The sequence below is a fragment of the Sphingomonas alpina genome (genome assembly GCF_014490665.1).
GTDB lineage: Bacteria > Pseudomonadota > Alphaproteobacteria > Sphingomonadales > Sphingomonadaceae > Sphingomonas > Sphingomonas alpina.
The window spans coordinates 3,453,589-3,480,047 of record NZ_CP061038.1 but is presented as its reverse complement, the minus strand read 5'-3'; the positions used below and the strand labels follow the sequence as shown (position 1 = coordinate 3,480,047).

Annotated in this window: 23 protein-coding genes and 4 tRNA genes; 13 read left to right on the top strand and 14 right to left on the bottom strand. The window is 61.6% G+C overall.

Features of this window, described 5'->3' with window-relative positions; translation table 11 throughout:
• Nucleotides 1-19: 19 nt before the first annotated feature.
• Nucleotides 20-2,242 carry an eCIS core domain-containing protein gene (locus H3Z74_RS16205; RefSeq protein WP_187760616.1) on the top strand — a complete coding sequence of 741 codons (2,223 nt, stop codon included), beginning with the start codon at nt 20-22 and terminating at the stop codon, nt 2,240-2,242.
• Nucleotides 2,232-2,624 (top strand): hypothetical protein, encoded by a 393-nt coding sequence (locus tag H3Z74_RS16200; protein WP_187760615.1) that lies wholly within the window; start codon nt 2,232-2,234, stop codon nt 2,622-2,624. Before H3Z74_RS16205 ends, H3Z74_RS16200 begins: the two co-directional genes overlap by 11 nt.
• A 211-nt stretch (nt 2,625-2,835) precedes the next feature.
• Here the strand turns inward: H3Z74_RS16200 and H3Z74_RS16195 are convergent, their stop codons facing one another.
• On the bottom strand, nt 2,836-2,982 hold the full coding sequence (locus tag H3Z74_RS16195; RefSeq protein WP_187760614.1) for a hypothetical protein: 147 nt from the start codon (nt 2,980-2,982) through the stop codon (nt 2,836-2,838).
• 161 nt (nt 2,983-3,143) lie between these two features.
• On the opposite strand from H3Z74_RS16195, the gene H3Z74_RS16190 reads away from it, so the two are divergent.
• A complete protein-coding gene (locus H3Z74_RS16190) occupies nt 3,144-5,675 on the top strand; it encodes a sialate O-acetylesterase (RefSeq protein ID WP_187760613.1) in 2,532 nt (843 codons plus the stop codon).
• A gap of 23 nt (nt 5,676-5,698) precedes the next feature.
• Here the strand turns inward: H3Z74_RS16190 and H3Z74_RS16185 are convergent, their stop codons facing one another.
• The 4 genes from H3Z74_RS16185 to H3Z74_RS16170 form a co-directional block, all read right to left on the bottom strand.
• Nucleotides 5,699-7,003: a hypothetical protein gene (locus H3Z74_RS16185; RefSeq protein ID WP_187760612.1), complete on the bottom strand. Its 1,305-nt coding sequence runs from the start codon at nt 7,001-7,003 to the stop codon at nt 5,699-5,701.
• Nucleotides 7,000-8,682 (bottom strand): carbamoyltransferase family protein, encoded by a 1,683-nt coding sequence (locus H3Z74_RS16180; RefSeq protein ID WP_187760611.1) that lies wholly within the window; start codon nt 8,680-8,682, stop codon nt 7,000-7,002. Before H3Z74_RS16180 ends, H3Z74_RS16185 begins: the two co-directional genes overlap by 4 nt.
• An 89-nt stretch (nt 8,683-8,771) precedes the next feature.
• A complete protein-coding gene (locus tag H3Z74_RS16175; RefSeq protein ID WP_187760610.1) occupies nt 8,772-9,824 on the bottom strand; it encodes an acyltransferase family protein in 1,053 nt (350 codons plus the stop codon).
• Nucleotides 9,825-9,893: 69 nt separating this feature from the next.
• Nucleotides 9,894-11,030 carry an acyltransferase family protein gene (locus H3Z74_RS16170; protein ID WP_187760609.1) on the bottom strand — a complete coding sequence of 379 codons (1,137 nt, stop codon included), beginning with the start codon at nt 11,028-11,030 and terminating at the stop codon, nt 9,894-9,896.
• Nucleotides 11,031-11,266: 236 nt separating this feature from the next.
• Between H3Z74_RS16170 and H3Z74_RS16165 the strand changes: the two genes are divergently transcribed.
• The 5 genes from H3Z74_RS16165 to H3Z74_RS16145 are packed head-to-tail and all read left to right on the top strand — an operon-like array spanning nt 11,267 to nt 13,220.
• On the top strand, nt 11,267-11,695 hold the full coding sequence (locus H3Z74_RS16165; protein WP_187760608.1) for a hypothetical protein: 429 nt from the start codon (nt 11,267-11,269) through the stop codon (nt 11,693-11,695).
• Complete coding sequence (locus H3Z74_RS16160; protein ID WP_187760607.1) at nt 11,692-12,294, top strand: lysozyme; 603 nt, start codon at nt 11,692-11,694, stop codon at nt 12,292-12,294. Before H3Z74_RS16165 ends, H3Z74_RS16160 begins: the two co-directional genes overlap by 4 nt.
• Nucleotides 12,291-12,653, top strand: a complete 363-nt coding sequence (locus H3Z74_RS16155; protein ID WP_187760606.1) for a hypothetical protein — start codon at nt 12,291-12,293, stop codon at nt 12,651-12,653. The genes H3Z74_RS16160 and H3Z74_RS16155 overlap by 4 nt, the downstream gene beginning before the upstream one ends.
• The gene (locus tag H3Z74_RS16150; protein ID WP_187760605.1) at nt 12,650-13,024 is read left to right on the top strand and encodes a hypothetical protein; all 375 of its coding nucleotides are present in this window, start codon (nt 12,650-12,652) and stop codon (nt 13,022-13,024) included. The genes H3Z74_RS16155 and H3Z74_RS16150 overlap by 4 nt, the downstream gene beginning before the upstream one ends.
• 1 nt (nt 13,025) lies before the next feature.
• Complete coding sequence (locus H3Z74_RS16145; protein WP_187760604.1) at nt 13,026-13,220, top strand: hypothetical protein; 195 nt, start codon at nt 13,026-13,028, stop codon at nt 13,218-13,220.
• 193 nt (nt 13,221-13,413) lie between these two features.
• Here the strand turns inward: H3Z74_RS16145 and H3Z74_RS16140 are convergent, their stop codons facing one another.
• Nucleotides 13,414-14,154 carry a hypothetical protein gene (locus H3Z74_RS16140; RefSeq protein ID WP_315444131.1) on the bottom strand — a complete coding sequence of 247 codons (741 nt, stop codon included), beginning with the start codon at nt 14,152-14,154 and terminating at the stop codon, nt 13,414-13,416.
• Nucleotides 14,155-14,505: 351 nt separating this feature from the next.
• Here H3Z74_RS16140 and H3Z74_RS16135 point away from each other — a divergent pair, with 351 nt between their 5' ends.
• Entirely contained in the window at nt 14,506-17,547 is a 3,042-nt protein-coding gene (locus H3Z74_RS16135) for a TonB-dependent receptor (protein WP_187760603.1), read from the top strand.
• 203 nt (nt 17,548-17,750) lie between these two features.
• Here H3Z74_RS16135 and H3Z74_RS16130 read toward each other — a convergent pair whose 3' ends face one another.
• The 7 genes from H3Z74_RS16130 to H3Z74_RS16100 form a co-directional block, all read right to left on the bottom strand.
• Complete coding sequence (locus H3Z74_RS16130) at nt 17,751-18,569, bottom strand: LytR/AlgR family response regulator transcription factor (RefSeq protein WP_187760602.1); 819 nt, start codon at nt 18,567-18,569, stop codon at nt 17,751-17,753.
• Nucleotides 18,566-19,636 (bottom strand): sensor histidine kinase, encoded by a 1,071-nt coding sequence (locus H3Z74_RS16125; RefSeq protein ID WP_187760601.1) that lies wholly within the window; start codon nt 19,634-19,636, stop codon nt 18,566-18,568. Before H3Z74_RS16125 ends, H3Z74_RS16130 begins: the two co-directional genes overlap by 4 nt.
• A gap of 136 nt (nt 19,637-19,772) precedes the next feature.
• Complete coding sequence (locus H3Z74_RS16120; RefSeq protein WP_229726627.1) at nt 19,773-20,270, bottom strand: hypothetical protein; 498 nt, start codon at nt 20,268-20,270, stop codon at nt 19,773-19,775.
• Between the two features lie 79 nt (nt 20,271-20,349).
• The gene (locus H3Z74_RS16115; protein ID WP_229726626.1) at nt 20,350-20,814 is read right to left on the bottom strand and encodes a helix-turn-helix domain-containing protein; all 465 of its coding nucleotides are present in this window, start codon (nt 20,812-20,814) and stop codon (nt 20,350-20,352) included.
• 178 nt (nt 20,815-20,992) lie between these two features.
• Nucleotides 20,993-22,204: a ComEC/Rec2 family competence protein gene (locus H3Z74_RS16110; protein WP_187760599.1), complete on the bottom strand. Its 1,212-nt coding sequence runs from the start codon at nt 22,202-22,204 to the stop codon at nt 20,993-20,995.
• A 110-nt stretch (nt 22,205-22,314) separates the two neighbouring features.
• Nucleotides 22,315-24,189 carry a S8 family peptidase gene (locus tag H3Z74_RS16105; RefSeq protein WP_187760598.1) on the bottom strand — a complete coding sequence of 625 codons (1,875 nt, stop codon included), beginning with the start codon at nt 24,187-24,189 and terminating at the stop codon, nt 22,315-22,317.
• A gap of 224 nt (nt 24,190-24,413) precedes the next feature.
• The gene (locus tag H3Z74_RS16100) at nt 24,414-24,989 is read right to left on the bottom strand and encodes a hypothetical protein (RefSeq protein ID WP_187760597.1); all 576 of its coding nucleotides are present in this window, start codon (nt 24,987-24,989) and stop codon (nt 24,414-24,416) included.
• 500 nt (nt 24,990-25,489) lie between these two features.
• Here H3Z74_RS16100 and H3Z74_RS16095 point away from each other — a divergent pair.
• The 4 genes from H3Z74_RS16095 to H3Z74_RS16080 all read left to right on the top strand — a co-directional run bounded on the left by H3Z74_RS16095 (nt 25,490) and on the right by H3Z74_RS16080 (nt 25,928).
• Nucleotides 25,490-25,578 (top strand) — tRNA-Ser (locus H3Z74_RS16095).
• A 109-nt stretch (nt 25,579-25,687) separates the two neighbouring features.
• Nucleotides 25,688-25,765, top strand: a tRNA-Leu gene (locus H3Z74_RS16090).
• A gap of 1 nt (nt 25,766) precedes the next feature.
• Nucleotides 25,767-25,850, top strand: a tRNA-Ser gene (locus tag H3Z74_RS16085).
• A 2-nt stretch (nt 25,851-25,852) separates the two neighbouring features.
• Nucleotides 25,853-25,928 (top strand) — tRNA-Leu (locus H3Z74_RS16080).
• A 308-nt stretch (nt 25,929-26,236) separates the two neighbouring features.
• On the opposite strand, the gene H3Z74_RS24890 is transcribed toward H3Z74_RS16080, so the two are convergent.
• On the bottom strand, nt 26,237-26,434 hold the full coding sequence (locus H3Z74_RS24890) for a DUF2750 domain-containing protein (protein ID WP_412034840.1): 198 nt from the start codon (nt 26,432-26,434) through the stop codon (nt 26,237-26,239).
• Nucleotides 26,435-26,459: the final 25 nt, after the last annotated feature.

Here is a 26,459-nt window from a genome sequence, read left to right as displayed (position 1 = left end):
ACCCGCTTAGTCAGCGGATATGCCAACAGTCCCAATCGAGCAGAACCGCGTCGGCCTTGCCGGCGTTACCGATGAAAAACTTCGCCCCGGCGACTATGGCGGCAGCGGCCTGCAGGCGGCCGGTGCCGGTATGGAGACGCTGGGCAGGGCGCTGGGCGGTGTCGCCGGCGACCAGCTGATCCGCGCGGAACAGCGCCAACGCGATCGCGCCGCGGCGGAGGATGCGGCGCTCAAGCAGAGCTACAACGCCTATGATGCAAGGGCGCGTGCCTTGCTGCGCGATGGCGGCGCGGCATTCTATGCGCAGGCGGGGCAGGTTGCGGTGGATGCCGCCGATGGGATCAGCGCGACACTTCGCCAGATTCCCGATGAAATCGGCAAGACGCTGCAGCCACATATTCGCGCGCTGTTCGATCACGTGATCGGGCAGCGTGTCGGCCAGGATATTGCCGGGGTTCAGGACCACGCCGATGCGGAAAAACGTGTCTGGCAGGAACAGCAGGCCGAACAGTTGATGGCGGCCAGTGCGCGCAATGCGCTCGACCATATCGGTACGCCGCTGTTCGCCGATCATGTCGCGACGGGTCTGAAGGCGATCGATGATCGCGCGGCGGTTCAGCGATGGGATCCGACGGTCAAGCTGGCGGCCGAACAGCATTATGTCTCCGGCATCCACAAACGGGCGATCGACGGACTGACCGTCGGCGATGCGATCATGGCTGAGAGCTATTACCATCGCCATAGCGCGGAGATGACGCCACAGGATCGCTCAGCGATCGAGGACAGCCTGCGCGGACCGTTGCTGGAACGGCAGGGAGCCGCGGTGATCGATGGCTATGGGAATCTGGTTGACGGCGCGCATGACGGGCTGGCTTCGCCCTATGCGCCGCGCACCGTCGATCTGCCCGCGATCTACGGCCATATCGAACAACAGGATCTGCCCGATGCGGTGAAGCGTTCGGCGCGGACGGATGCCGGCGCGCGCGCGACGCGGAACGAGCGCCGGATCGAACAGGAACAGCATGCCGCGCGCGATGCGGCGTTCGTACAGGTCGACGATCTGGGCGATGCGTTCATTTCGGTATCGCAGCTGTCGCCGGAGGTGCTCCGCGGACTCGATATCGAGACACTTGATGCGCTGAAGCGCCAGGTCGGGGTGAATGCCACGCCCGGGCGCATCGAGCCGCATGGCGAGACAGCACATGAACTGGCCATTCTCGCGGCGACGGATCGACAGGCATTCGCCAAACGCGACTTGCGGCTCGACCGCGCTCGGATGACGCCGGACGAATATGCCGCGATGAGCCATGTGCAGCAGGGTTGGCGCAGTGATCCGCCCGCCATCGGCGCATTGATGCATCAGCGGGTTTGGGAAGCCGCCCGCCGCAGCGATCCGACCGGCGACGAGCAGAATCTGCTTCTCCCGGATCAGGACGGAGCCGCGCCGGGCATGGCGACGCATGCTGCGGCCGACCAGGTCGTCGATCGAATCTTCCAGCGCGATTTCGGCATCCCGACCGCACAGTCTCGCCCCACACAACTCGCCGCCAAATCGCTACTTTCCAAAGGCGTGATAACCACTCAGGACGTGGAGGAAGCGACATGGGTAATGCATCAGGCCATGGCGAACGGGGCTTATGACCATGCCGATCAGGCGTTCCTGAACACACTCAACGACAGAGTCGCGATCCGTTCGGGATACAAGGCGAGGGCGGCGCCGGAGCGCAGCTTGCAGCAAAGCGAGATCGGTCTGATCCAAAGGGCGCTGCCGGTTGGGCTGGATCTGAAATCTGTCCGCATTGTCCGGGGGAGCGGAGGGAGCGCCATCGCGGCCGTCGCGTTCAGCCGGGGCCATCCCGCGATCACGATCGGGAATACCGTCTACCTCGATTCCGGCGAATACTCACCCGATCTGGCGGCGAGCGCGAAGGGCATCAGGACATTGATTCATGAATTGAACCATGTCCGTCAGTACCAGCGATATGGCATGCTCCCCGTTTTTGGCCGTATCGGCCGCGAAAGCGCCGTTTACGGCGAAGACGGGGCGTATAATTATTTCGCACATACTGGAAAAAACTATGAGAGTGCCACTTTGGAGGCGCAGAGCCAGATTGCAGGAGATTATGCCGTGTTCATGGAGCTTGGCGTGCTGCCCGTGTACATGCCAAACGGAAAGCCATATCAGGTTACGGCCCAGCAACTGAAAGCCCACGCCAAAGGATCGGGAATCTATGGCAATTAAGTCAAAATCGTTTCTGACGGCCACCGTTATGGTGGCGGCCATGTCCGTTTCCGGCTGCAACAGGTCGAAAGATTTGATTGTTGAACAGGTTGGGGGGAAGATTCAGGCGAGATTTGACGATGAGGAAAAGGGAAAGGTCTGTATAAATTCGGTTTCGGTTTATAAGGTCGGGGCTGATATCTCATTGAGGACGGAAAAAGACCTTGTTTGGAATATAGCTTTAAATGCCACCCGCATGGGTGATTGTAGGTCTGGTATTGAGATTCTGACGACTCCAAAGGAATTCGACGAAAAGGTCAGAAGAAAATTATCTCGCGGAAGGTATTTGATTCAGATCAATGGCGGGCTTTTGTCCGGTCAGGGATTCTTCGAGCTACGATAGAGCAGCGGCTACTTTTCCAACCTGCGCACCTTCGAGGCCATGTGCTGGTGCTGTTGAAAATAGAGCAGGATATTTCAGGAAGTTGAACGCCGGGTCGGATGGATCAAATGGGCCGATGAGACCTTGAGAGGTCATTTCGGCCCCTGGCGCCGCATCCTGCCGGATGCGCAAATGACAGGATCATCGGCGCACCAACGCCTGCCTCCACGGCCTAGCGCTGAACGACCCCCATTGGCTTGTCGTTGCCCTGCTGGATTTCCTCCGTGGCATTGCCATAGATCATCAGGCCGACAAACAGCAGGAGCAGGCTGCCGAGCACGATCGCGGTGCCGAAACGTTGCCAGAAACTGGGCTTCATCCGATTATCCAAGTGCCAGGACCAATGAGCGCTGCGCCTAGCGGAGCGCTCGCCGCAAATCCAGCGGCTTACCCCTGGTTGCCCCGGAAATCCGCTCGCCCCGTCGATTCAACTTATCTTTCGCCGCGGTTACGCACTCCTATCAACAGGAGGCAGCAAGCGTGCCAGCAATCAGCCCGACCGTGTACACCGGACCCTATACGGCGAACGGAACACAGACCCAATTCAGCTTCAATTTCTCGATCGTCGGTGCAACCGATATCGCGGTCGAGGTCGACGACGTCGCCATCTCGTCGCTGCTCTATACCGTGGAATTCAACGCCACCGGCGGCACGATAAGCTTCGCCACGCCCCCCGCCGCCGGCGCACAGGTGATGCTCCTGTCTGCACCCGACTATCTCCAGACCAGCGAGTTCGAGAATGAGGGCGCGTATAATCTCGATACGGTCAACAAGATCAATCGTAGGGCATCGGTCAAGGCACTGGTTACCGAGGATAAGGCGAGCCGGGCGTTGAAGGTGCCGCGGGGCGAGGAGGGGCTTGAAGTCCCTCTATCGGACGTGGTGTCGATTGTTGCTGTGGGCAATAACCTAATTGCGGGCAACGATATCTCCACCGTTGCCGCGCATGCCGCTTCAATCGCTATTGTCGCCCCTCATGTTGAAGAGATAGCCGCAATAGCGCCCCGCTTACCCTCAATCGCAACGGTCGCCACAGATATCATAGGTCCAAATACCGTAGGTGATGTAGCGGGTGTAGCAGCTCAAGTTGCGCAGATTGCGCCGCATGCAATGGCAATCTCGGCAGTGGCACCTCATGTAGCAGGAATCGACGTGGCTGCTGCTAACATTGCTGCGATCATTGCAGCACCCGCGGCTGCAACGGAAGCTACTATGCAAGCCGCAATAGCAGTGGCGGCCGCCGCTACCGTCAATGCTTCGATTACGCCGATCATTTACGGTCGAGGGGCTCCTGATATCGTGACAGGAGGCCCAGACGGAGCAACTTATATCGATACGAGCTCTGGCCGACAGTATGGGCCGAAAAAAGCGGGGTTATGGCCCTCGCGGTATATCCAGCAAGCAAATATAGGTACAGGATTCGAGTCGGCTACCGTGGTGTTTACAATCGGTCAATCAAATGGTGATGGATACTCAACGAACTATTCAGTAACTACGCCACTTGATGCAGGTTATGGTTACGAATATTATTATAATAACGGCGGTTTTGGTGCCGTGCTGCCACTCGGCCCCAACCGTCTCGGTCGTATTTTCGGTGGTCCGCAATCAGCATTCGCTCAAACCTGGGCTGCAGGCGGCGGCGGTACGGTAATATTTGTGGATTGCGCGATCGGTGGTTCATCGATGGTGTCTGCATATAAAACGACCCTGACAGGAACATCCGATATTTGTGCTCTGTCGGGAGGTACTTGGGATTTATCAGACCCAGCAAATCTATACGACAATTATATCCGCTCTCACATGCAATTGGCATTGCGAGAAATCGCCCGTCTTGGTTTCACCGTCGCAAAGAAGGTCGTGTATCACTCACAGGGTGAGCAGGATGCGTTGGGTAACTGTTCCCAGGCTGCGCATGAGGCAGCGCTGCGGCATCTCGCTTCGCGAGTGAAATCAGACTTTCCCGATATGTGGTGGCTGACGGAAAGTCTCGGTACCAATCAATCGGGCAGCAACGCGGTCGCATCTGCAAGAATCAGGGCGTCGCAGGTAGCGGTTGCTAGCGATGATCAATTCTCAAGTTGGATGAAAATTGGTTCAACATTAGCGCAAACCTTCTCAGGTTTGGGATATTTCAGTGACTCATTGCATTATGATCAGGCTGGATACAATCTACTCGGTGCAGAAATGGCAATGAATGGCCTGCCGTTCACTCGCTCTAGCGGCATGTATTCTGCTCCAGACGGTAAAAAATATGCCGACTTACTATCTCATTTGCCTCCGGTTAATAATTGGTATCGCATAGCATTGACTACAATTGCTAGCGGAGCGTTCAATATTAGCGTTTTTAACGATCCAACGACGCCATATGCGGCGACATGGTACGACACTAGTGGAATTAATCGAGTAGATGGGGCGCAGTCTCTGGCGTGGGCTTTCCCCAACAACAATTCGAAAGAGGTTTTTCTCTATGTCCACAACTCAACAGGGGCGACGCTGATGATTAACGCCTTTACAGCTAATGCTAGGATTTCGGCGGTCTCGGTGATCGACGACGGATTTCCCCTAAGCGGCCTGAACATCAATGGCACCAATGAGACTGTTAGCGGCATAGTTGTCACGGACGCCGACCTATACCGGCTCTCGGGTGCCAAGATGCGAACAATTGGTCTTGGTCCCTTTGCGAACTTCACCGCAGCGACGTTGAGCAACACGCTATTGGCAAAGCTCAGTGGCCTGACGGGTCTATCTATCGCGCGCAGCCCCGCAATTGCTGCAAATCTTGACCTGACGCTTACTCCGAATCTCATAATGTATAATCACGCGGCTTCGGGCTTGAGCGTCGCGCAAGTGAATGCCCGTTTAGTCGCGCTAGATACGAATGGGAAGAGTGGTGGCTCAATCAATATCGCGCAATATCTGGTCGGAGTTTACGCTAGCTCGCCCCCGAGCGGCGCCGGAGTAACTGCAAAGGCAAACCTTCAAGGCAAGGGTTGGTCGGTCAGCACAGATTAGTTAAAGAGCAATAAGGAATCCGACTAAGCAAGTGGCATTTTTGGATGCATCTTTAGAGATCGGAGCCCCACACATGTAATGAACAGCATCTCGACAAACGAAAATATCGAAAGTATAAGATTAAACGTCAGGACCGCTCGAGTACTTGTGAAGCTGGAAGACAGACCGACACCAACGATCGCGACGACGTGTATTAGATAGATCATCGTCTCGATTTTCACCCAACCCATGGCGCGGTTAAAGCGACCGAGCATCTGCGCGACGAGAGAGAGCGAGGCTGCAGAAAGTGCGAGGATGAGCTCGTGATGGAGACCGGCATAGGCCTTTCCGAGCAGGAACAATGCCTGATCCGAAAAGGCCGCTGCCAATAGGGTCAACATCAGGCAGCCCGCGCCAACGATTGCAGGCGGCAGCAACCCGTTGCGGATCGCATGGCCGTCGCTGCCGAGATTGGCGATACGTGGGATGACGACGTTTGCCATCACGCTGCTGATAACGACAAATATGGCGGCGAGGCGGCCAAGCGCAAAGGTCTGCGCGATCACCTGCGAACTTCCCTGCAGCGATGCCAGCGAATAGACCAATATATCTTGTGTCGCGAAAATGACCGTGCCCAACATCGTGCTCAGCACATAGCCAAGCACGGGCTTCATTTCGGATGGTGCGCCTTTGACGAGGAACATTGATCGGTCGACGCCCCGTCGGGCGATGAAAATAGTGAGAAGCGTCGTTGCACCCATAGTGGCCAGGGGAAACCAGGCGCCGCGAACCAGGAGTAGGAACCCCACGCCAGCAAGCGCGGCGCGGGCCAAAGAACCGGCGAGTTCGGCCGAGTAGGCGCGCCGCAACTGCAAGCCGAGGCGCGCGAGCGATACGATCATCCCGCTCCTGACCTGTAGCCAGCCCGTTACGGCGACGAGGCCAAGCAAGGTTGCTATCGTTGGGATCGTGCCGCCATGGCGCGCTATCATAACGCCGAGGATCGACAAGCCCGCTAGCGACGACAGCCCGAAGAACCAGGTACGAAGCTGTAGGATGGCGCGATAGCGCACTGGAAAGGCAACGCCGCCACGCACCGCCTCTCGCCAAAAGAATTGCATCGATGCACCGAGGCCCAGGTCGCTGCTGATGACGATAAAATTAAGACTGACGATGCACAGTCCGAATAGCGCGTATTCGTGCTCCGGCAGAAGGTGGACGAAAGACAGCGTAGTAATGGCGCCCAGCGCTTGCACCACTATGGTCGCAAACGACTGTTCGATTATCTGGAGGAGCAGGCGCGGCGACGGAAGTATGCGCGCCAGCCCGGATTTAACGCGCTTGATCAAACGCCCTTTTCAACCACGAAGTTCTCGATAACCAGCGCATCTAGCCCAGAGGTGTAGAATGTGCGGACGGCATCGAATGGGGTGTTGACGATCACTTCACCTTTCAGATTGAAGCTGGTGTTCATCACGCCAGGCGTTCCGGTCAGCGCGTAGAATTCAGTGATCATATCGAAGTACACATCGTTTCGGCCTTCACGCACCGTTTGCACGCGCGCGCTGCCATCGACATGGATCGCTGCCGCCAATTTCTCCAGCGCGAGTGGCTTGGCCGGAAAAGTCAGAATCATGAACGGGCTGTCCTGATAGCTCTCAAACAATCCGTCGCAGTGCGCCTCGAGGACGGATGGCGCGAATGGCCGCCATTCCTCGCGAAATTTGACGGCATTGTTGACCCGGTCTCGATTTTCAATCGGCTTCGGATCGGCAATGATCGACCTGTGGCCAAGTGCGCGCGGCCCGAATTCCTCGCGCCCCTGAAACCAACCAACCAAAGCGCCTTTTGCGAGCAATTCGGCGGCCGCCTTGGCTGGCGATTCGACTTCGCGGAACGGCAGCTTGAACTTGATAAGTTCGGCTCTGACCTGATCGGGAGTGAAGCTCGGCCCAAGATACGCCGACATTTGCTTCATCTCACGTACGCCCCCCTCGAAAGATGGTGCCAGGGCTGCGCCTAGGGCAACGCCGTCATCACCGGCCGCAGGCTGGACGAAGATTTCGTCGCAAAGCCGCTTTTGCAGGAATAGGCCGTTCGCTTTGGAATTGAGACCAACACCGCCTGCGATGCAGAGATTCCGACAGCCCGTGCGTTCGATTGCCTTGGTGATGAAATCGCACTCGACGCGTTCGCACATGTCCTGCACCGCCCAGGCTAGGTCGCGATCGGCCTGTGTCAGTTCGGCATCAGGATTGCGCGCCGGTCCGAGGAAACGTTCAACGCCAGCATATTCCCTGCCGCCCTCATGAAGCATGAGCAGGTCGGAGCGGACCTGATACTGACCATTCGCATAAGACACGAATGGAGAGAGGTCGACAGCACCGGGCGTGCCGTAAGGCGCGAGGCCCATGACCTTCCATTCGTCGGCATATTTTTCGAATCCGAGGAAACCGGTGAAGGTTGCGTAGAAAAGCCCAAGGGAATTAGGCCATTTCACAGTTTCGACGTGATCCAGCCGATTGCCTTTGCCGTGCCAGATACTCGACGCTTCCCAAGCGCCACGACCGTCGATCACCACGACGGTCGCTTCTTCCATCCCCGATGGAACATAGGCGCTCAGTGCATGCGCGTAGTGATGATCGATGCGACGAGGAGCGACGAACTTTCCACCGAAATGGCGTCGCATCATTCGTTCGCTACTACGTTGATAATCCGCCAATGTATTTCTGGCGACATACCCAGGCAGCGACTTGAGCGGCATCGGTTCTTTGCGGGACAGGACGTTGCTCACGGTCCGCTTGATAATCTGGCCGTACGGTTGCCAGCCCAGCACGATCTGATCAATTTCGGTGATAGTGATGCCTACATGGTCGAGGCATGCTTTGATCGCCAAGGTCGGAAAGGCAGCGTCATGCTTGACCTTGCTCAACCGCTCTTCTGCTATCGCGAAGAGCGGGATGCCGTCCCTGACGATTGCGGCAGACGAATCGTGATACGCACTATGATTGATGCCGAGAACGATCATTATTCCTGCTGCCCCTAGGTCTGCCCTGGGCAACCCATAGCGCTGGAAACAGCATTGCCAAGATGAAACGAGAAAATGCGCTTGGCTCCCTAATTACCGGAATCAGGAGATAGCGGGGCGCGCAACGAAGCATCTGCGGTTCCAGTGCTGGCCGACGTGCGCCGCTGCATGAACGGCAGCTCGATATATCGGTAACTCAGGGCCGAAAGGAGGATTGTCAGGCCGATTGCCAGCGCCTTTGTTTGCGCCGACCCGCTTCCCCACCCGCTCCATGCGATGATGGCGATGAGAACGGGTAAGTGCAGCAAGTAAATGGAATACGACCATCGACCAAAGGCCTGAAACACAGCGGTCGACAGGAGGGTTTGCGTGCGAGAGCCGAGATAGATGCACAATGCGGAAATGGGATAGAACAGAGCGGCAATCGCTGGCCAAGTTGGCGCGATCTCCATGATCACGATCGCGAAGGCGAACAGTGAGAGAACGGTCCACGGCATTGCCTGCCTTGGCGGCAATGACTGGGTCAGCCGCGCCAGGGCCATGCCGCTGCCAAGGCCGAAGATTGCCCGCGCATGTCTCCAGTCGGGGCCGTTCGCCTGAACGATCGATACAACACACCCGCCAAGGATTAGCAGCACTAGGAGTATGACGATTCGCCGGTTCGAAAACCTGGTGAGGGGATCAAGGAGAACCAGCATGGCAAGCGGCACAAACAATTCGAACGGCACGCTCCAAGCGGGGCTGTTGATCGACCGAAACCCCAGAATCGACGCGACTCCGGCAAAGTTTGCTACTGTTTCCAGAATGGCGAAATGCTCGGGTCTCACGCAAAGTGCTAGCGCGGTCGTCAGGATCAGAAGTGGCATCAGCCGGCGAACCCGCTTGATCATATATTCCGAGAATGTCGGTTGGCGTTTTGCAAAAGATAGAAAAAGAACGAAGCCACTAAGAATGAAGAAGAAATCCACACAAAGTGGCGCAAGGCTTCGCTGAAAATATCCTGCGCTTACAGCTTTGAGTATGCCATCCGACCCCATATGGAAAAGCATTACTACGATGGCCAGAATGCCTCGCATGCCGTCGAGATCATGAAAATGACCGGCCTGAGGTGGAGCGCGCAACTTCGAACCGGCATTGTCCATCGCGGCCTTATACAGGCGGCTCTCTCGCCTGCAATCTAACGGCGCCGATCTTGGTCAGCGCGCTCTTGTTTATGTCGCGGCGCCCTGATGATCCAGCTCTCGAGCGATGGGCGCGCCGGCGTCGCTCGCCTGCTGTGCCAGGGCTCCACCGCCAAACTTACTCGGCGCGATGCGGTCGCGAATGCTAATCGAAAGTCGCTCGACCGTGATGTAGAAGAGATAGCCACATGCTGCGATGGATGCGGGCCAGAACAGCAACATCGCCCCGTCGGTCAAGAGCGGCACCCTGCTTTGCAACATGTCGCCGGCATGGATGACCAGTGTATGGATCAGATAGACGCTGTACGATGACAGGGCGATTGCGCGAACAGGGGCTTCCAGCATCCCGCCCATAATCGATCGGCGCCCTGCCACTGCGAGCAAGACCGCGCCGAACAAGGCGGCGACGGTGGTGCTTGAGACGACATAGCTGGCCTCGCGCGACCAGAGGGCTCCGGCGATGCTAATCGTAGCAAGTGGAATGATCGCCCACAGCGCCGCGCGGTGGGCCCTGTCCCAATACGCTGGATGAAAGATGTTCAACCAAGCGAGAGCCATGCCCAGCGATAAGCCTTCGAAATGCAGATGTGTCGCGGTTTGGTAGAAACCAAATGTCGGATTTATGCCCTGGCTGACATAGGCAAGCCGGAACAATGGCGGTGCGACGATGCCGATCACCAGCAGGCCCGGTCGCACGACACGAAACCGGCGTGTTAGTGAGAGTGTGAGCGGTACGATGAGATAGAAATGTTCTTCAACACACAGAGACCAACTGACGGCAAAGAACGGCATTTCAATCCGAAAGTTCTGAAGAAACAGCAGATAAGCCCAGTCAAATTTGGTCTGGCGCACGATGCTGACCGCGAACCAGGAAAGAGCTAACGCCACCAGATAGGGCGGAATCGTGCGCAGCCACCGACGCTTGAGGAATCGCATAAGTCTTACTTCGCCGGCGTCACGTTCCTCGCGCCAGTAGATCGATCCCACCAGAAAGCCGGACAGGATGAAGAACAGGTCGACGCCAGTGGCGCCCGGGACCGACAGCATCTTGAACCAGAGTGGGAAAAGGGGCGACCACCAAATGATGTGGTATGTCAGCACCATCAGAATTGCGATGGCGCGTAACAGGTCGATATTCGAATCGCGATGGGCCTTGTAGTTCGTCACCCATGCCCCCGACCGCTTGCCAATTCCGCGCTATGTCCATAGCGTTGAGCTATGCAATGGCTACTCGCAATCTGGAATTGGCCTTACCGAATTTTGTCGCGCTTTCCCAAGCGTGATGGTTCGGGATGCAGCAGGCCAGGTTGTTCGGCTGAGACGCCGTGCCTTGAATGCCAATGGGATATCGCGCAGCCTTAAAGCATACTCATTCACAATCCGATGACCCATCATTGCGATGCTTGAAGCGCGATTCTGTTTCGTCCGTCGGCCGATTCAACCAGCGCTTGAGTAGCTCTATCTCGATGCTCAGCAACAGGAGCATTGAATTGAGTCCGCCGCGCACCACGACCGAACCGCCGCCCCCAACCCTCAATGAAAACAGCCTCATCCTCGGTGAAGTGCGCGGTCAGATGCGTGAACTTGTACATACGCTCAATACTCTCTCCGCCAAGCTCGATGGGCTGACGCGCGAGGTTGTCGGGCTCGGGCCGCTCGCCTCCGACATCACTGACCTCAAAGCGCGCATCGCAGCGCTCGAGGCGGCCAATAACCGAAGCGAAGGTGCGCGGACGCTTGGTGTGGTGCTGATTAAATCGCCCGTGCTCGGCTGGCTGGTCGGCGTTGCCGCCACCGCCTGGGCGCTGCTGACTGGGAGGATCCATCCATGACATCATCCGACAATGGCGTGAAGCGGCTTTTCGATGCGATCCGCCGCATCAAGGGCAACGCTCTGAGCGACACGGATGTGCATTCAGTGAATGCTGTGCTGGCCGATATCGTCCCATCCGTGCCCGCCCCATCCACGCTCGCACCATCCCTCCGCTGCGCCAATTTCATCAAGGGTTTCGAGCAGTGTCGCCTCAGCGCCTATCTCCCAACGCCGGACGATGTGCCGACGATCGGCTGGGGGACGACGGGGCCGGGCATCAGGCTCGGCCTGGTCTGGACCCAGGCGCAGGCGGATACCGCGTTCGCAGCCGATCTCGATCAATTCGGAGGGCGCGTTGCGGCATTGCTTGGCGCCACCCCCACCACCCAGTCGCAATACGACGCGATGGTCAGCCTCGCCTATAATATCGGCACGACCGCCTTCGCCAATTCGACCCTGTTGCGGCTCCACCGTGCCGGCGACCCTGCCGGCGCGGCCGAGCAGTTCGCGCGCTGGAACAGGCAGGCGGGCACGGTGCTGAACGGACTGACCCGCCGCCGCGCGGCGGAGCGTGCCTTGTATCTGACGGCGCATCGGGAAGAGGAGCGGCCGGCATGACGCTCTGGACCTTTCTCGACAGCTGCCTCGATCGCCTGCCCGGCTGGCCGAGCGAACGGCAATGGGTGACGATCGGCGCGTTCGCCCTCGCCGCGCTGCTGCTCGGCATGGCCGCGCACAATCCGGCATTGTGGGAGGTCGAGGTGTTCAAGGTGATCATTCAGGCGGTCACGCTGACCGGCCTGCTCAACATGATCTTCGCGTTCCATTTCGCCGCCAACAAGGGCGATGAGGACAAGACGCGCAACACCGCGGCGGCCTTTGCGGCGATCACCGCGACGGCGAATGCCGGCGGCGGCGACGCGCCCAATCTCGTGCCGGAACCGGGCGCGGCCGCGCAGGAGGAAGGCAGGGCATGATCGCAACGCTCATCGCCTGGTTCGGCGGCATCGTCGGCCCCAAACCGGCCAGGCCGCTGCTGATCGGGCTGGCCATGGTCCTGGTCGTTGCCATGCTCGGCGTCGGCAAGTGCCGCTACGACGCCGCGATCATCCAGCGCCACGATACCGCCCGCAATGCCGAGATTTCGGCACAGGGCCGGGCCGGGGAGGCCAGAGCGGCAGAAGAGCGGCGCATCGACGATGCCCGCATCCGGAACGAGACACAGGAGGTCACCAATGCCACGCAATCCATCCCGGATCGGACGGTTAGCGATCGTCAGCACGCTCGCGCTTGCATCATCCTGCGCCGGCAAGCCCGACCTGGCGATCCAATACCCGCCGGCTGCTGACATGCGCGTCGAAGCGGAGCCGGTTGCCCCGCCCGAGATCGCGACGTCGGAGGCGGCTTATGAGGCGTATAATGAAGCGGTGGCGGCATGGGGCAAGCGCGGCTGGGCACAGGTCGCGCGGCTCTGCCGCTATTTCAACGGCGCCGGCATGACGGTGACCTGCCAGCCGTCAAGGCACGAGAGTCGGCTTCAGTAAGACGGCACCAGCCCGCTCCCCCATCTGGCCGCTCAGCGTCAGTCTATTCTGCGGATAGCCAGGGGGAGCGGGCTGGTGCCGATTCAACTCAGCTGAAAACAACTCCGGACGCTCGGGAGGTCGCATCGTCCGGGGTCCGTCAGAAGCGGGGCCGGGCCTTCCGGCATAGGCCGGAAGGCCCGGGCCTGTCTCGTCAGGGCTTGGCGACGACCGGCGTGGACGTCGCGACAGCCGGTGTCGTCGCCGGCACCGCGGCGGACGGCGTGGTGCTGACGGCTGCGGGTGTCGGTTGCGCGACCACGGCCGGTGTGACGACGGCGGGGGCGACAGTCGGGGTGGCGGGCGCATTGGCTTGTGTGGCGGCGACGGCGGGTACGGTCATCGCTGCCGGCGTGCCGTCGGCAAAGGTGACTGGCACATCCTCGTCGATGAACGCGTTGACCGGTGCGCCGAGCGGAATCTGGGCGCTGGTGCCGGTGGTGAAGAACCCGGCGATCGGGACGAACGCGATCGCGGCAACGACGCCGGCGGTTCCCGTCACACCCTTGTCGTCGAGCTGGCCGGTCATGCGGATCTGGCGCCCATTGGCGCGCACGAACAGGACGCGGGCATTGATATGGCCGGACTTGCCCCACATTCCCTTGTTGCGCACATCGGTGACTTCGCCGGTCACCGGGCTGCCCGCCGGAATGACGATCTGGCCATTGACCGTGACCGGCTCGGCGATCTCGAGCATGAAGCGATAGCCGACACGCAATTTCTTGCCTTTGGTGGTCAGCGCCTCCGCCATTTTCAGCGGCACGGCAGTCCCCGCGCGCAGCACATTGGGGGCTGGCGCACCGGCCACGATAGGCTGGCTGGCGCTTTGCGCGAGTGCCGGCGTTGCGGACATGAGAACAAGCGCGCCCGAAAGCGCGATCAGCGACTTTTGCATTGGAATTCCCCCAGAAGCCGGTTTCCCCACCGGCGCGCGCAACTGATTGGAATATGGCGGGTGAGTCAAGCGCGCGCTGACCCATATCCTGTCCCATTAAAACGCGACGGCTCCACCGGCCCGATCGTTCGTGCATCCGGCAATGGCGGGACGCTCGCCGTGTTGCGGCGCACGTTCGCCGCGTTTTCACCGCCCTCGCGGCCGCCAACTCTCTCATTGATGCGGCCGAACGTCGCGCGTTGCCGCGGCGAAACGCTCGGCGGCTAAATCGCGGCGCTGAACCGCCCCGGCATTGGATCGAACGACCCGCGCCCCCCTCACTGCCGCGATAACCAAAAAAGGGGCTCTTCAATGACAATCAGTATTCGCGCGCGCTTGCTTGCCACCACACTTGTCCTGATGGGCACCGCCTCGCCGGCGTTCGCCCAGGAAATGGCTGCCCAGGAAACGACTCAGGCAGGCGGTCCCCAGGATCAGGCGGCTCCCGCATCCGCCATGCAGGAAGCGGAGGCCGATCCGGGCCCCGACATCATCGTGACCGGGTCGATCCTGCGTCAGACGAGCACCGCGACGCCGTCGCCCGTCACCGTCCTGTCCAGCGAAACGCTCGACCGGCGCGGCATCTCCACCGTGCAGGACGCGATTCAGCAGCTGACGTCGAACAATGGCCCGGCGCTGACCAACTCGTTCACCGCGAACGGCGCCTTTGCCGGCGGCGCATCCGCTGTGTCGCTGCGCGGCCTGTCGACCAGCTCGACTCTGGTGCTGTTCGATGGCCTGCGCGCCGCCTATTTCCCGCTGTCGGATGACGGCACGCGCAATTTCGTCGATCTCAATACCATTCCCGACGATATCGTCGACCGGATCGAGGTGCTGCGCGACGGCGCCTCGTCCAGCTATGGCGCGGACGCCATCGCCGGCGTGGTCAACGTCATCACCAAGCGCCAGTTCAAGGGTGTCTCCGGCCGTGCCGAGGCGGGCATTTCGCAGGACGGCAACGCCGCCAATCAGCGCCTGACCCTGACCGCGGGCATCGGCGATCTCGATGACAAGGGCTTCAACGCCTATGTCAGCGGCTTCTACATGCGCAGCGAGGCGCTCTACAATCGCGACATACCCAGGCCGTACAGCACGGATGATCAGCGCGGTATCTGCAACAGCATCGCCTGCGGCCCGAACAACATCCTCAACGGCCTCGACAAAGACGGCGCGTTCGGCATCTTCAACCCGGTGGTCAGCGATTTCTACGTCACGCCCTTCGATGCGGCGAACGCCAATGCGCTGGGCCGCCCGCAATTGCTCAACCCGGCGCGGGGATGCCTCAATGGCCCGGGCCATACGCTGACCGCCGCCGAACTGGCGAACAGCGCCGCCAACCCGACCTTCGCGTGCCAGGAGGATCAGACCTATCGCTATGGCCAGGTGACGCCGGCGCTCGAACGCTTTGGCGGCTCGGCGCGCTTCACCGCCAAGGTCGGCGACGATGCCGAGGCCTATATCCTGTTCAACTTCCAGCAGAGCTCCAGCGCGTTTTCGGCACTGCCGGCGGTGGTCCGCGCCAATGCCAATGCCGGTATCCTGTATCCGCGCTTCTCGACCTCGGCCGGCGGCGCGGCGAACGCGCCGGGATCCGGTCCGCTGACCTTGCCGGTCTATGTCTGCGCGGCGCGGGTGAACTGCAATGCGGTGAACGGCACGCTCAACCCCAACAATCCGTTCGCGGCACAGGGCCAGGTCGCCCGGCTTTCCGGCCGCCTGAGCGACACGCTCACCCAGAACGAGACGCGCAGCCGGGTGTACCGGGTCGCGGCCGGGATCAGCGGGACGATGTTCGGCGACTGGGATTACAAGGTCGATGCAACCGCGATGCACAACGACCTGCGCCGCACCACCAATGGCTATGTCTATATCCAGCATCTGCTCGATGTGATTGCCGATGGCAGCTATAATTTCGTCAACCCGCAGCTCAACAGCAAGGCGGTGCGCGATTATCTGTCGCCGGAAAACGTCACCGATGCATCCTCCGACATGTATCAGGGACAGGTGACGCTGGGTAAGGCGCTGTTCGACCTGCCGGGCGGTCCGCTGCAGCTCGGCGTCGGCGCGTCGATCCGCTACGAGGCGATCGATGCGCCCAGCGCGAATGACGATTATAACGGCCCGACACAGCGTTACTTCACGCTCAACGCCTTCGGCACCTCGGGTCACCGCACGGTCTACTCGGCCTTTGCCGAACTGAACGCGCCGATCGTCGAGCAGTTCGAAGTCAACCTGTCCGGCCGTTACGATAAATATTCGAGCGGACAGAGCACCTTCTCGCCCAAGGTCGGCGCGAAATTCACGCCGATCAAGCAGCTCGCCATTCGCGGCACCTATTCGCGCGGCTTCCGCATCCCGAGCTTTGCCGAGGCCAATGCGCTGCCGACCACCGGCTTCGTGCCGCTCCTGCCGGCGGGCCTGCCCAATTCCTTCCTGCAGCAATATGGCGCGGCGTGCACCAACACCAATACGCCTGCCTGCCCGGCCTATCTGACCGCGGCGACCTTTGGTCAGACGACCTTGGCGTCGCCCGATCTGAAGCCGGAAAAGTCGCGCAGCTTCACGGCCGGGATCGTGTTCGAGCCGATCCGCAACCTGACCTTCACGGTCGATTACTATAATATCAAGAAGACCGGGGCGATCACCTCGGCCTCGACCAGCGATGCGATCGCGGCCTATTATGCCGGGCAGCCCATTCCGGCGGGCTTCCAGGTGATTGCCGATGCGCCGTCTCCCGCCTTCCCCAATGCCCGGCCGCGCATCGCCTTTGTTCAGTCGCAGCTGGTCAATTCCGACACGATCCGCTCCGAGGGCATCGACTTCTCGGCAAGCGGGTCATTCGACATCAGCGACACGGTTCATTTCAGCACGTCGCTCGAGGCAAGCTACATCCTCGACCTCAGCACCACCTTCGCCGACGGGACGACTGAATCCTATGAAGGGACGCTCGGCAATTTCAACCTGACCGCAGGCTCCGGCACGCCGAAATGGCGTGGCAGCTGGCAGAACACGCTGACGGTCGATCCCTTCACGCTGACCGCCACCGCGAATTATTTCGGTGGCTATAATCTCTCGGCGGAGGATCAGAATGGATCCGGCACGTCGGGCGATTGCGGCCTGGCGCCGAACCCGCGCTATGTGCCGTGCGACGTGAAGCGCTACATCACGCTCGACGCAGTGGGCAGCGTCAAGGTCAACGACCATTTCACTTTCTATGTGAACGTCCTGAACCTGTTCGACGCGCTGCCGCCGGTCGATGTCGTGACCTATGGTGCGACGCTCTACAATGCGGTGCAGGGCGGCAATGGCATTCTCGGCCGCCAGTTCCGCGCCGGGGCGAAGTTCAACTTCTGAATCGGGCCCAACTTTTGAATCGGGCCCAACTTTTGAATCGGGCCCAACTTTTGAATCGGGCCCAACTTTTGAATCGGGAACGTCCGGCGCGTCGCCATGATGCGCCGGGCGACCGCCGAAGCGGAACGGGAAAGGGGCGGTCGTCGATCTGACGGCCGCCCCTTTTCCTTTGATGCGAGTGTGTTCCCGGCCGGGAAAGCGGATCAGGCGGCCGGCGTTCCGGGGTTCGGACCGTCGCGTTCCAGCAGCACCGCGCGCAGCCGCTTCGCATGGATCCGTCCGGTCGCGATCCGCGTGCCGTCGCGCAGGATCACGTCGCGCCGCCCGGTCAGGCTGCGCCGCACCTCGGCGATGCGCGACACGCGCACCAGCGCCGCGCGGTGGACGCGCACGAACTGCGTCGGGTCGACGCGCGCCTCGAATGCGCGGATCGACAACCGCAACAGATGCGACGTGGCGCCGGTGTGCAGCCGGACATAGTCATCCTCGCTGCTGACCCAGTCGACCAGGTCGAGCGACACGCGCGTCAGATTGCCGGTGACGCCGCGGATCCACAGCTCGGTTTCATAGGGGGAGCGCGCCTTGTCGTGAAACTCGGCGCGCAGGTCGGCGATCACTGCGCGCATTTCCTTGACCTGGCCGACCGAGTCATCGGCGATGATCCGCGCCCGCGCGCGATCGACCGCTTCGCGCAGCCGCCCGGCGTCGATCGGCTTCAGCACATAATCGACCGCCGACACTTCGAACGCGCGGATCGCGAAATGGTCGAAGGCGGTGATGAAGATCACCGCCGGCGTCACGTCCCTGGGCAGCCGGTCGAGGATATCGAACCCGGTTCCGTCGCGCAGCCGGATGTCGAGCAGGACGATGTCGGGCCGGCGCTCGGTGATCAGCGCGACCGCCGCGTCGCAGCTGCTCGCCGACCCGACCAGCCGCGCACCCGGCACGCCGCGCAGCACGATCTCCAGCCGGCTCAGCGCCAGCGGCTCGTCATCGACCGTGACGACGCTGAACTCGCTCATCGCACCAAACCGATCGGCAGGGTGATGCGGACTTCGAACAGATCGGGGCCTGCCGACACGGCCAGGCTCTGCGCCGCGCCATGATGCTCGCTCAGCCGCTCGCGCACATTGGCCAGGCCGATGCCGTCGCCGCGCACCGCTGCGCCATGCCCATCGCCTCCGGCGGTGTTGGCGACGACGATCGACAATATGTCGCCCTCGCGCCGCGCGGTGATTCCGATCCAGGTCGGCGGCAGCGATTTGGCCACGCCGTGCTTGACCGCATTCTCGACCAGCGGCTGCAGGATCAGCGCCGGGACGGCAACGGACTTCAATGCCTCGGGCAAATCGAACTCCACCGTCAGGTCGGGGTAGCGCATCTGTTCGATCGCCAGATAGCGCCGGTGCAGGTCGAATTCCTGTTCGAGTGCGACATCGACCAGCGGATCGATCGACAAAGTGGAGCGAAAGAAGGTCGACAGGCCGGTCAGCATCCGCTCCGCATCATGCGCGCGCCCCTCGAGGATCAGGGCCGAGATCGAATTGAGGCTGTTGAACAGGAAATGCGGGTTGATCTGGTTGGACAGCGCGCGAAGCTTGGCATTGTGCGCCAGATTGCGCAGCTCCGCCGATCGCTGCGCTTCGTCCTTCGCGTCGAAATTATACTCGATCGCCAGATAGAGCCCGGTCCAGCCGATGAAGAACCAGGTCCATTGCGACAGCACATTGGCCGCAACGGCCCAATCGACGATCACCATCCGCATCGATGTGCCGTGCAGATAGGCATACGCGAAAAAGCCCAGCCAGGCATAGGCCTCCGCCGCAAAGGGCGCTGCCGCGGCGAGCACCAGCGCGCGGGTGCGGAACGGGCGATGCGCCAGCCGCCGCAGCAACCGGTGCATCGCATAGCATAGCGCGATCCCGACCGACATGACGAACGCCCGCACGCCGGCCGCGACCCACTGCCCCGGATGGCCGTTCAGCACATTGCCCAGGGTGAAGAGCAGGTAGGTCGACCCCCACATCGCCAGCGTCAGGGCGACCTTGGCGCGCATCTCCGGCCCGGTTTGCACGCGCCCGCGCCGCACGGCCGATTCCTCGACGTAGAACGGCTCGCGTCCCCGGTTGGGTATGGGCTCGGAAATGGGCTCCTGCCCGCGATCTGGAATCAGGGCGTCCACGGCACCGGATGTCGCAAATCGCGTGCCGCCTGTCGACTGACGCTCACCCGCCCGGAATCGACGTTGGGCCGGTCCGGAGTCCGGCGCGGCCGAGATAGCGCATGGTGACCAGCGCCATCGGGATGCCGACGCACACGATATGGGAAAAGAGCGCGTTGCCGAACGCCCACAGCGTCAGCTGGGGATAATGCCCGGTCCAGCGCGCCGGCACCACGATCCAGTACATCACGGTGTAGATCAGCAGCCCGTACAGGATGCCGGCCAGCACCGGATTGGCCCGGATCGCCGCGATCCGCGACGCGGCGATCACGAACAGGGTGACCATCACCGCCATCAGCACGAAATGCGTGGCCAGGCCGATCGCGGCGGCGCCGCTGCCCGCTTCCCTCATGCCGTCGCCAAACGGCCCCGATGCGACATAGCGCAGGATCTGGCCGGGCCCGGCACCGGCCAGGCCGGCGAACAGGAACGCGCTCAAGATGTCCAGCGTCCCGCATATCAGCGTCGCCACCAGTATCGCCGTGAACATCTTGTTGGTCATCTGTTTCCCCCGATCATGCCTGTGCCGGGTGCGAAGGCCCGGACTATATCGTCCCCGGGACTCGCCCATCGCCATGCTATCACGCCGCCGGCCTGCCGATCCAGAGCGAGGTCGATCCGCTGATATCGGGCTCGACCCGCAGCCTCAGGCCCCAGCCGCGCAGCCGCTCGACCGGGTCGGGCGCCCCGGCCGCGGCGAATTTGCGCCGGATGCGATGGACGCTGATGTTCAGGCCGGCCGGGTTCGAGCCCGCCGTCCGGAATGCCGCGACCAGTTCCTCATGACTGGCGCGGCCCCGGCGGATCAACAGGCCGAGCAGCACGGATTCGGTCGGTGACAGGGCGATGGGGATGCCGTGGCGCAGGATCTCGACCGCATGCGCGGTAACCGCCAGCGCACCGCGCCGGGCGATGACCCAGCCATGTTCGAGCACCGGCTGCCAGATCTCGCCGGCGCCTTCCGGCCGGGAATTCTCGCGGAGCGCGCCGATCAACGCGGTCGGGACGATGGCCGCGGGGATGTGCTGGCGAAGCATATGGACCAAGACGGCTCTCCAACAATAGGATCTCGACCCCACAAAGCCCGCAGCATTCGCCAACCCCAAGGACACAGCGGCTCAGTGCCGCTCCGGCGCGGCTCAGCACCTGCGCCTGCTGCCGAACGTGCGTTTGCGGCGGGCGAACGGCGCTTCCATGGCCAGCCGGCACCGTCCTGCGCGGCCGCTACAGGCGGATCCGCACCGGCCCTTCCTTGACCTCGATCTTCCCCTCGCTGCGCCACCGTTCGATCACCGGGGCGATCGAATCGCGCTCGGGATCATAGGGCGGGACGTTCTTGCGCCCGGCCGCCCAGCTCTTGTGGACCTCGTCGCAGCTCGCCGCGTCATAGGTGAGGTGCACGGTATAGCCGCCCTCCGGCCGCACCTCCTCGATCAGCTCGAGCGTCGCGCGGTCGGGGTTGCCATAGGTGCCGTCGCCCGACGCGACATAATGATCGGCACGGATCTTCGCGAAGAAATCGCGCGTATTGTTGCGGATCGACCCGTGATGCGGCAGCTTCAATATGTCGATGTCCAGCGCGCCTTGTCCCGGCATCAGCCCGGCACCGTTCAGCCCGTCAAGGATATGGTCGCCCCGCGCATCGCCGGTCAGCAGGATCTTTCTTCCCTGCCATTGCAGCAGCACGACGATGCTCGACAGGTTGGGAACCGCGGTGTCGAGCGTCGCGGCCAGGCTGGCCGCGTCCTTCTGCTTCGCCTTCCACGCGCTCCATTCCTTGCGCAGCCGCTCGACATCGGGCTGCAACGGACCGACCACGGTCAGCGTCGCATCGCCCAGCTGCAGCACGCGCGGCTGCGCCGGGTCGAACAGGATGGTGCGCTGGTCGGGCGGGTTGCGGGTGACCTGGATCGCCGCGGCCAGCGTGGCGAGCCGGCTCGCCTGGCCATAGCTTTGCAGCACGAGCCGCGCGGTCTGGCTCTTCATCGCGCCGTCCGGATCGTCGGCCGGGCCGCCCGCCAGCCCGGCGCTCAGCGCCGCGTCGAGGCTGGCCAGCACGGTCGGCCCGGACAACGCCCGCGCCACGCCGCCTTCGCCTTCGCCGATCAGGCCGTCCAGGCTGTTGTGCAGCAGCCATTTCGGCTGGCACGGCCGCGGCGTCCGGCCCTGGTCGGCCTCCTGGATCTTGCCGAACAGGTCGACGATGCCCAGGATATGGTCCTCATCGACATGGCTGACCATCACCGCATCGATGTTGACCGGCTTTTCCTGCGGAAACTTCGCCGCTTCGGCGGCCAGCCGGCGTTCGAGCGCGGTGCGGTACACGCCCGCCGGCCCGCCATCGATCAGCAGCCGGATCGGCCGGTCCGGCCCCGATCCCGGGAGGGTGATGAACAGGCAATCGCCATAGCGGGCCTGCAATGCTTCGAATTCCATCCGCTTCGTCCCTTCGACAGCCTCTGTTCGCGCCTTGAAAACCAGGCGCGGCGCCCGGATGATCCGGCCTGGACCCCGCACCACCGCCCCCACCACCGCCCGCGCCACGCTCAGACCGCCTGCAGCGCACGCAGCGCATCGACCAGGCCTGCGCCCTGGAAATAGCGTTCCCTTCCCAGGTCGGTGGCGGTCGCGACGATCACCGATTTCACTCGCGCCGGATCGCCGACCATTTCGGGATGGCGCGCCATCAGCAGCGCGGCGACGCCCGACACGTGCGGCGCCGCCATGCTCGTCCCGTCGAGCCGCCCGAAACCGAGATTGGGCAGCGGCCCGTCGATCCGCTCGCCCGGTGCGACCAGGTCGGGCTTGATCCGTCCGTCGCCGGTCGGCCCGCGCGAGGAAAAGAAGCTCACGCCATATTCGTGCGGCCGCTCGCGGTGCGTCGCGCCGACCGTGATCACCGACGCGGCATTGCCCGGGTCGGCGATCGACGCCTGGGCATAGCCGGAATAGTCGCCCTTAGCGGTGCGATAGGTCTGCGCGCCCCAATTGCCCGCCGCCGCCACCACCGTCACCCCCGACGCGACGGTCGCCTCGCACGCCATGCACACCGGCGTGCGGCCACAGGCGAAATTGGCCATGTCATGGACCAGCCCGATCGACAGATTGGCGCCGTGCACGGTGATGAAGCGGTTGCGGCGGTTGAGCCAGCGCACGAATTCCAGCGCGGCGATCACCCCGAATTCGGTGTCGCGGCTGGCCGTGCCGAGCACGCGCAGGTCGTACAGCCGGATATTGTGGCACACGCCGCGATACACGCTCTGGTCGTCCTCGCGCCAGTCGCCCGCCAGCACGCCCGCGACATGCGTGCCATGCCCGTCGGGCTGGCCGGCGCCGACCGGGGGCAGGTCGCCGACCGGCACCTCGAGCAGTTTCGACAGCCTTTCCCAGTCATAGGGCCGTCCGGCCAGCGCATCGGCGCGCAATTCCTCCAGCCACGCCCGCGCCTCGATCTCGCTCACCATCAGCTTGGCCGCGATCGCTTCGGCCTTGGTGTCGAGCTGCCCCGGCCCGAGCAAGGAATCGAACGAGACGAGTTCGCGCAACGCGCTGAAATCGAACGCCTTGTCGACGCGGGTCGCGAAATTGCCCGCATCATGGTCGCGAAACGCCGGGTGCGCCGCGTCGATCCCGGAATCGATCACCGCCCAGGTCAGCGACCGGCAATCCACATCGAACACGCGCTGCGCCGCATCGGCCTTGATCGTCTCGACCGACACGCCCATCGGATAGACCGTGCGGTTCAGCGCCACGCGCCACACCAGGACCTCGTCGACGCGCCCCGGTCGTCCGCCGAACAATTCCGGGCCGACCCAGATCTCGCGCAGCGCGGCCCGGGATCGCGCCCGCCGGAAATCCAGGATGATCGGGCGCGGCCGGTCGTCCCCGGTCTCTTCCCCGTCCGCATCGCCGATCCGCTGTGCGACCCGCAACAGCACGGCGAGCAGCGTCGCGCGCAAATCCGGCGTCAGCGCCTGCCGGTGCTTATCGGCATAGCGGAACAGGTCGTACGCCGTCGGCATGCCTTCGGGCGGCGTATCGCGCCCGCCGTCCAGCGCCCGCGCCGCCAGCACCAGGGTGATCAGCTCCTCGAACCGCGCGGCGACGTCCAGCCCGGTCAGCGGCAGGATCTGCCCGATGAAATCGTCCAGGCTGACCCGCGCGGCGACCGCGCCTTCCAGCGGCGCGATATGCCGCGGCTCGATCGCGGGCAGCTCGACCAGCGCGCGGTACAATGTCTGCGCCAGCCGCGCCGCCGGGGTCGCCTCCATCGGCGTCAGCAACAGGTCGACCGGCTCGGAATCTGCCGCGGCGAAGCGCGCCCAAACATCGACCTGCACCGGACTTTCGTTGAGCAGCCGCGGCCCGCCGCGCCCGTTGAGCAAAATGTCCCTGACCAGTTCCTCGGTGATGATCGCCACGTATGCCCCCCGGCCTGTTCCGCGCGGCGATACGGCCCGCACGGTTGGCTCCGCGCGCATCCCGCATCGCGGCTGTTCCGCGATGTCCCGGTCCGGGATGATAGCGGAGCCGGTTCGCCGAGTCCGCCGCGATCTGGCGCTGCGGCCATTTCGGACGCGATTGTGGCGTTATCCGGCCGTGCCCTCACCCCGGGGAGGGCAATGAAATTCAAATTATCTTGAATTCATTTTATATTCTTGAAATCCTGAGAGAATGGGGCATCCGGAAACCATTTGGAAAACTCTTCTCTGAGGGTACTCATGCTATTATGATTTACGCCTTCAGAAATCGGAAGATAGTGATCTACTGATATATGCCTTGAGGTATTCACCTCTCCGATAGATCCGAATAAGATTATTTCTCCGGCATTCTCTATGTCTGCCGCACCTATTTTATATTCTTCGGGATAAAATATTGTGATGCTGGCTTTGTCTTTGTTTAATTCAGCGATGCTCCACTGCCAATCCCATCCTTCAATCTGCAAAACTAATCCGTCGCTGCCTATCATTTCAAAATATCCTTCCCAGGATTTTGGAGGGATTCCGGCCACGATTTTCCACCCCTGGCCGTCCATTGGAAGGTTGAGATCTTTCTCCATGATATCCAACAGAATCAGGTCGCCATGGCATCCAAGTGCCAGGACCGTAATTTCATCATTTATGGGATCGGGGCCTATTTCCCATGTGATGGCATCATCCAAGAATATCTCACTCAGTATTTCATCTATTCCGTCATCGGGAATTGATGAAATATTATCCATGAGATGGGCTAGATCACGTCGGTTGTGGTTCATTGTTTACCTAAAAATACTTCTGGCGTTCGATTCCGTATTTTAAACGTCGGTGACATGGATTGCCAGTGACGGCACACTAATTACGCCCCGATAGGCGTGCGCCAGGATTGAGTGATGACTTGGCAAGCGCGTGTGGCATTTTCATCGCATCCCACCATGTTGCGTCGCGTGGCAATCATCGCGAGTGGATCTTCTTGGTATTGCACCGCGCCGAGCATTCGGTCCCAGCAAACGTCGGAACCGACTGAAGTGCACTATCGCTGTAATCCTCCGGGAGAAGAAGCCTGCTACCGCCCGCCGGTGCCAGGCGCGCGGGTGAGGGTGGAGTGTTCGGTCGGAGGGGCCGGCTTGACCGGTCCAGGACGGGCCATTAAAGCGCGCCACATGAACCTGTTTCGCGCCCTGATCTCGTCTTCCAGTATCTCTTTGCGATACTGACGGAACGACGATCTGCGTCACCCGTCTTTGGAGGGTGACGCGCTAAGGAGCGCAACTAGTCTCGAAAACTAGGACGTACACCGAAAGGTGCGGGGTTCGACTCCTCCGCCCTCCGCCATATCGGAGCGTGAACCAGCAAGGCGCTGGCTCCGCCTGCTAAGCGAGAGGGGCCTTTCACGGCCTGGGGTTCAATCCCTCCGCGCTCCGCCAATCCACATGAATCTCGGGGACCTCTAGCCCAATTGGCAGGAGGCGGATGCCTTAGAAGCATTACAGTCTCGGTTCGAATCCGAGGGGGTCCACCACGGGAAGGGAAAGGCGTTCGGATACGCCAGCCGGATTGTAACTCCGGTCCTTCGGGGAGTGGTTCGAGTCCACACCTTCCCACCATTGCCGGGGTAGCCCAACGGTAGAGGCAGGCGTTTCAAACGCGCCCCAGCGTCGGTTCGACCCCGACCCCCGGCACCATTGGCAATGCATCTTCCTGGCGGGGGTACGGCCTCATTTACGGAAGCGAGGACTGCATTGTCAGGCGGGCGGGAGCGGCTGTGGACATGCGAGAGGCGATGCGCGTGCCGCGCTTTGACAATCCGGTTGTCCGATTGTCAGAAAGAGAGCGCTGGTATCAACCCGGTACGATGGGTGGCTGATCCTGGGTTATGGTTGAATCGCCGCCGATGCCATGGTTGCGGGGGCGAGGCTGAAGGGACGGAGGCCTGAGATATGGGGCACCGGTATATCATCTATCTTATTTCGCCGTTGTCCCGGCGAGAGGCTTATTCGTAATTTGCCAACTCCAGTTCCAGATCAGCAGCAAGCCGATCCGGTTCCACTTCGATTCCTAGGCCTTGGGGAATTGGAAACACGGCAATCAACCGTCCATCACGCTTCGCGCCGCTTATCCAACGCTTCATCCAAACCTCAAGTTCAATGAGTTTGGGAGCGCTTCCCTCCCAGCTACCTTCAGCGCACAGCGTAGCGTATTTTTGATGCGGCCAG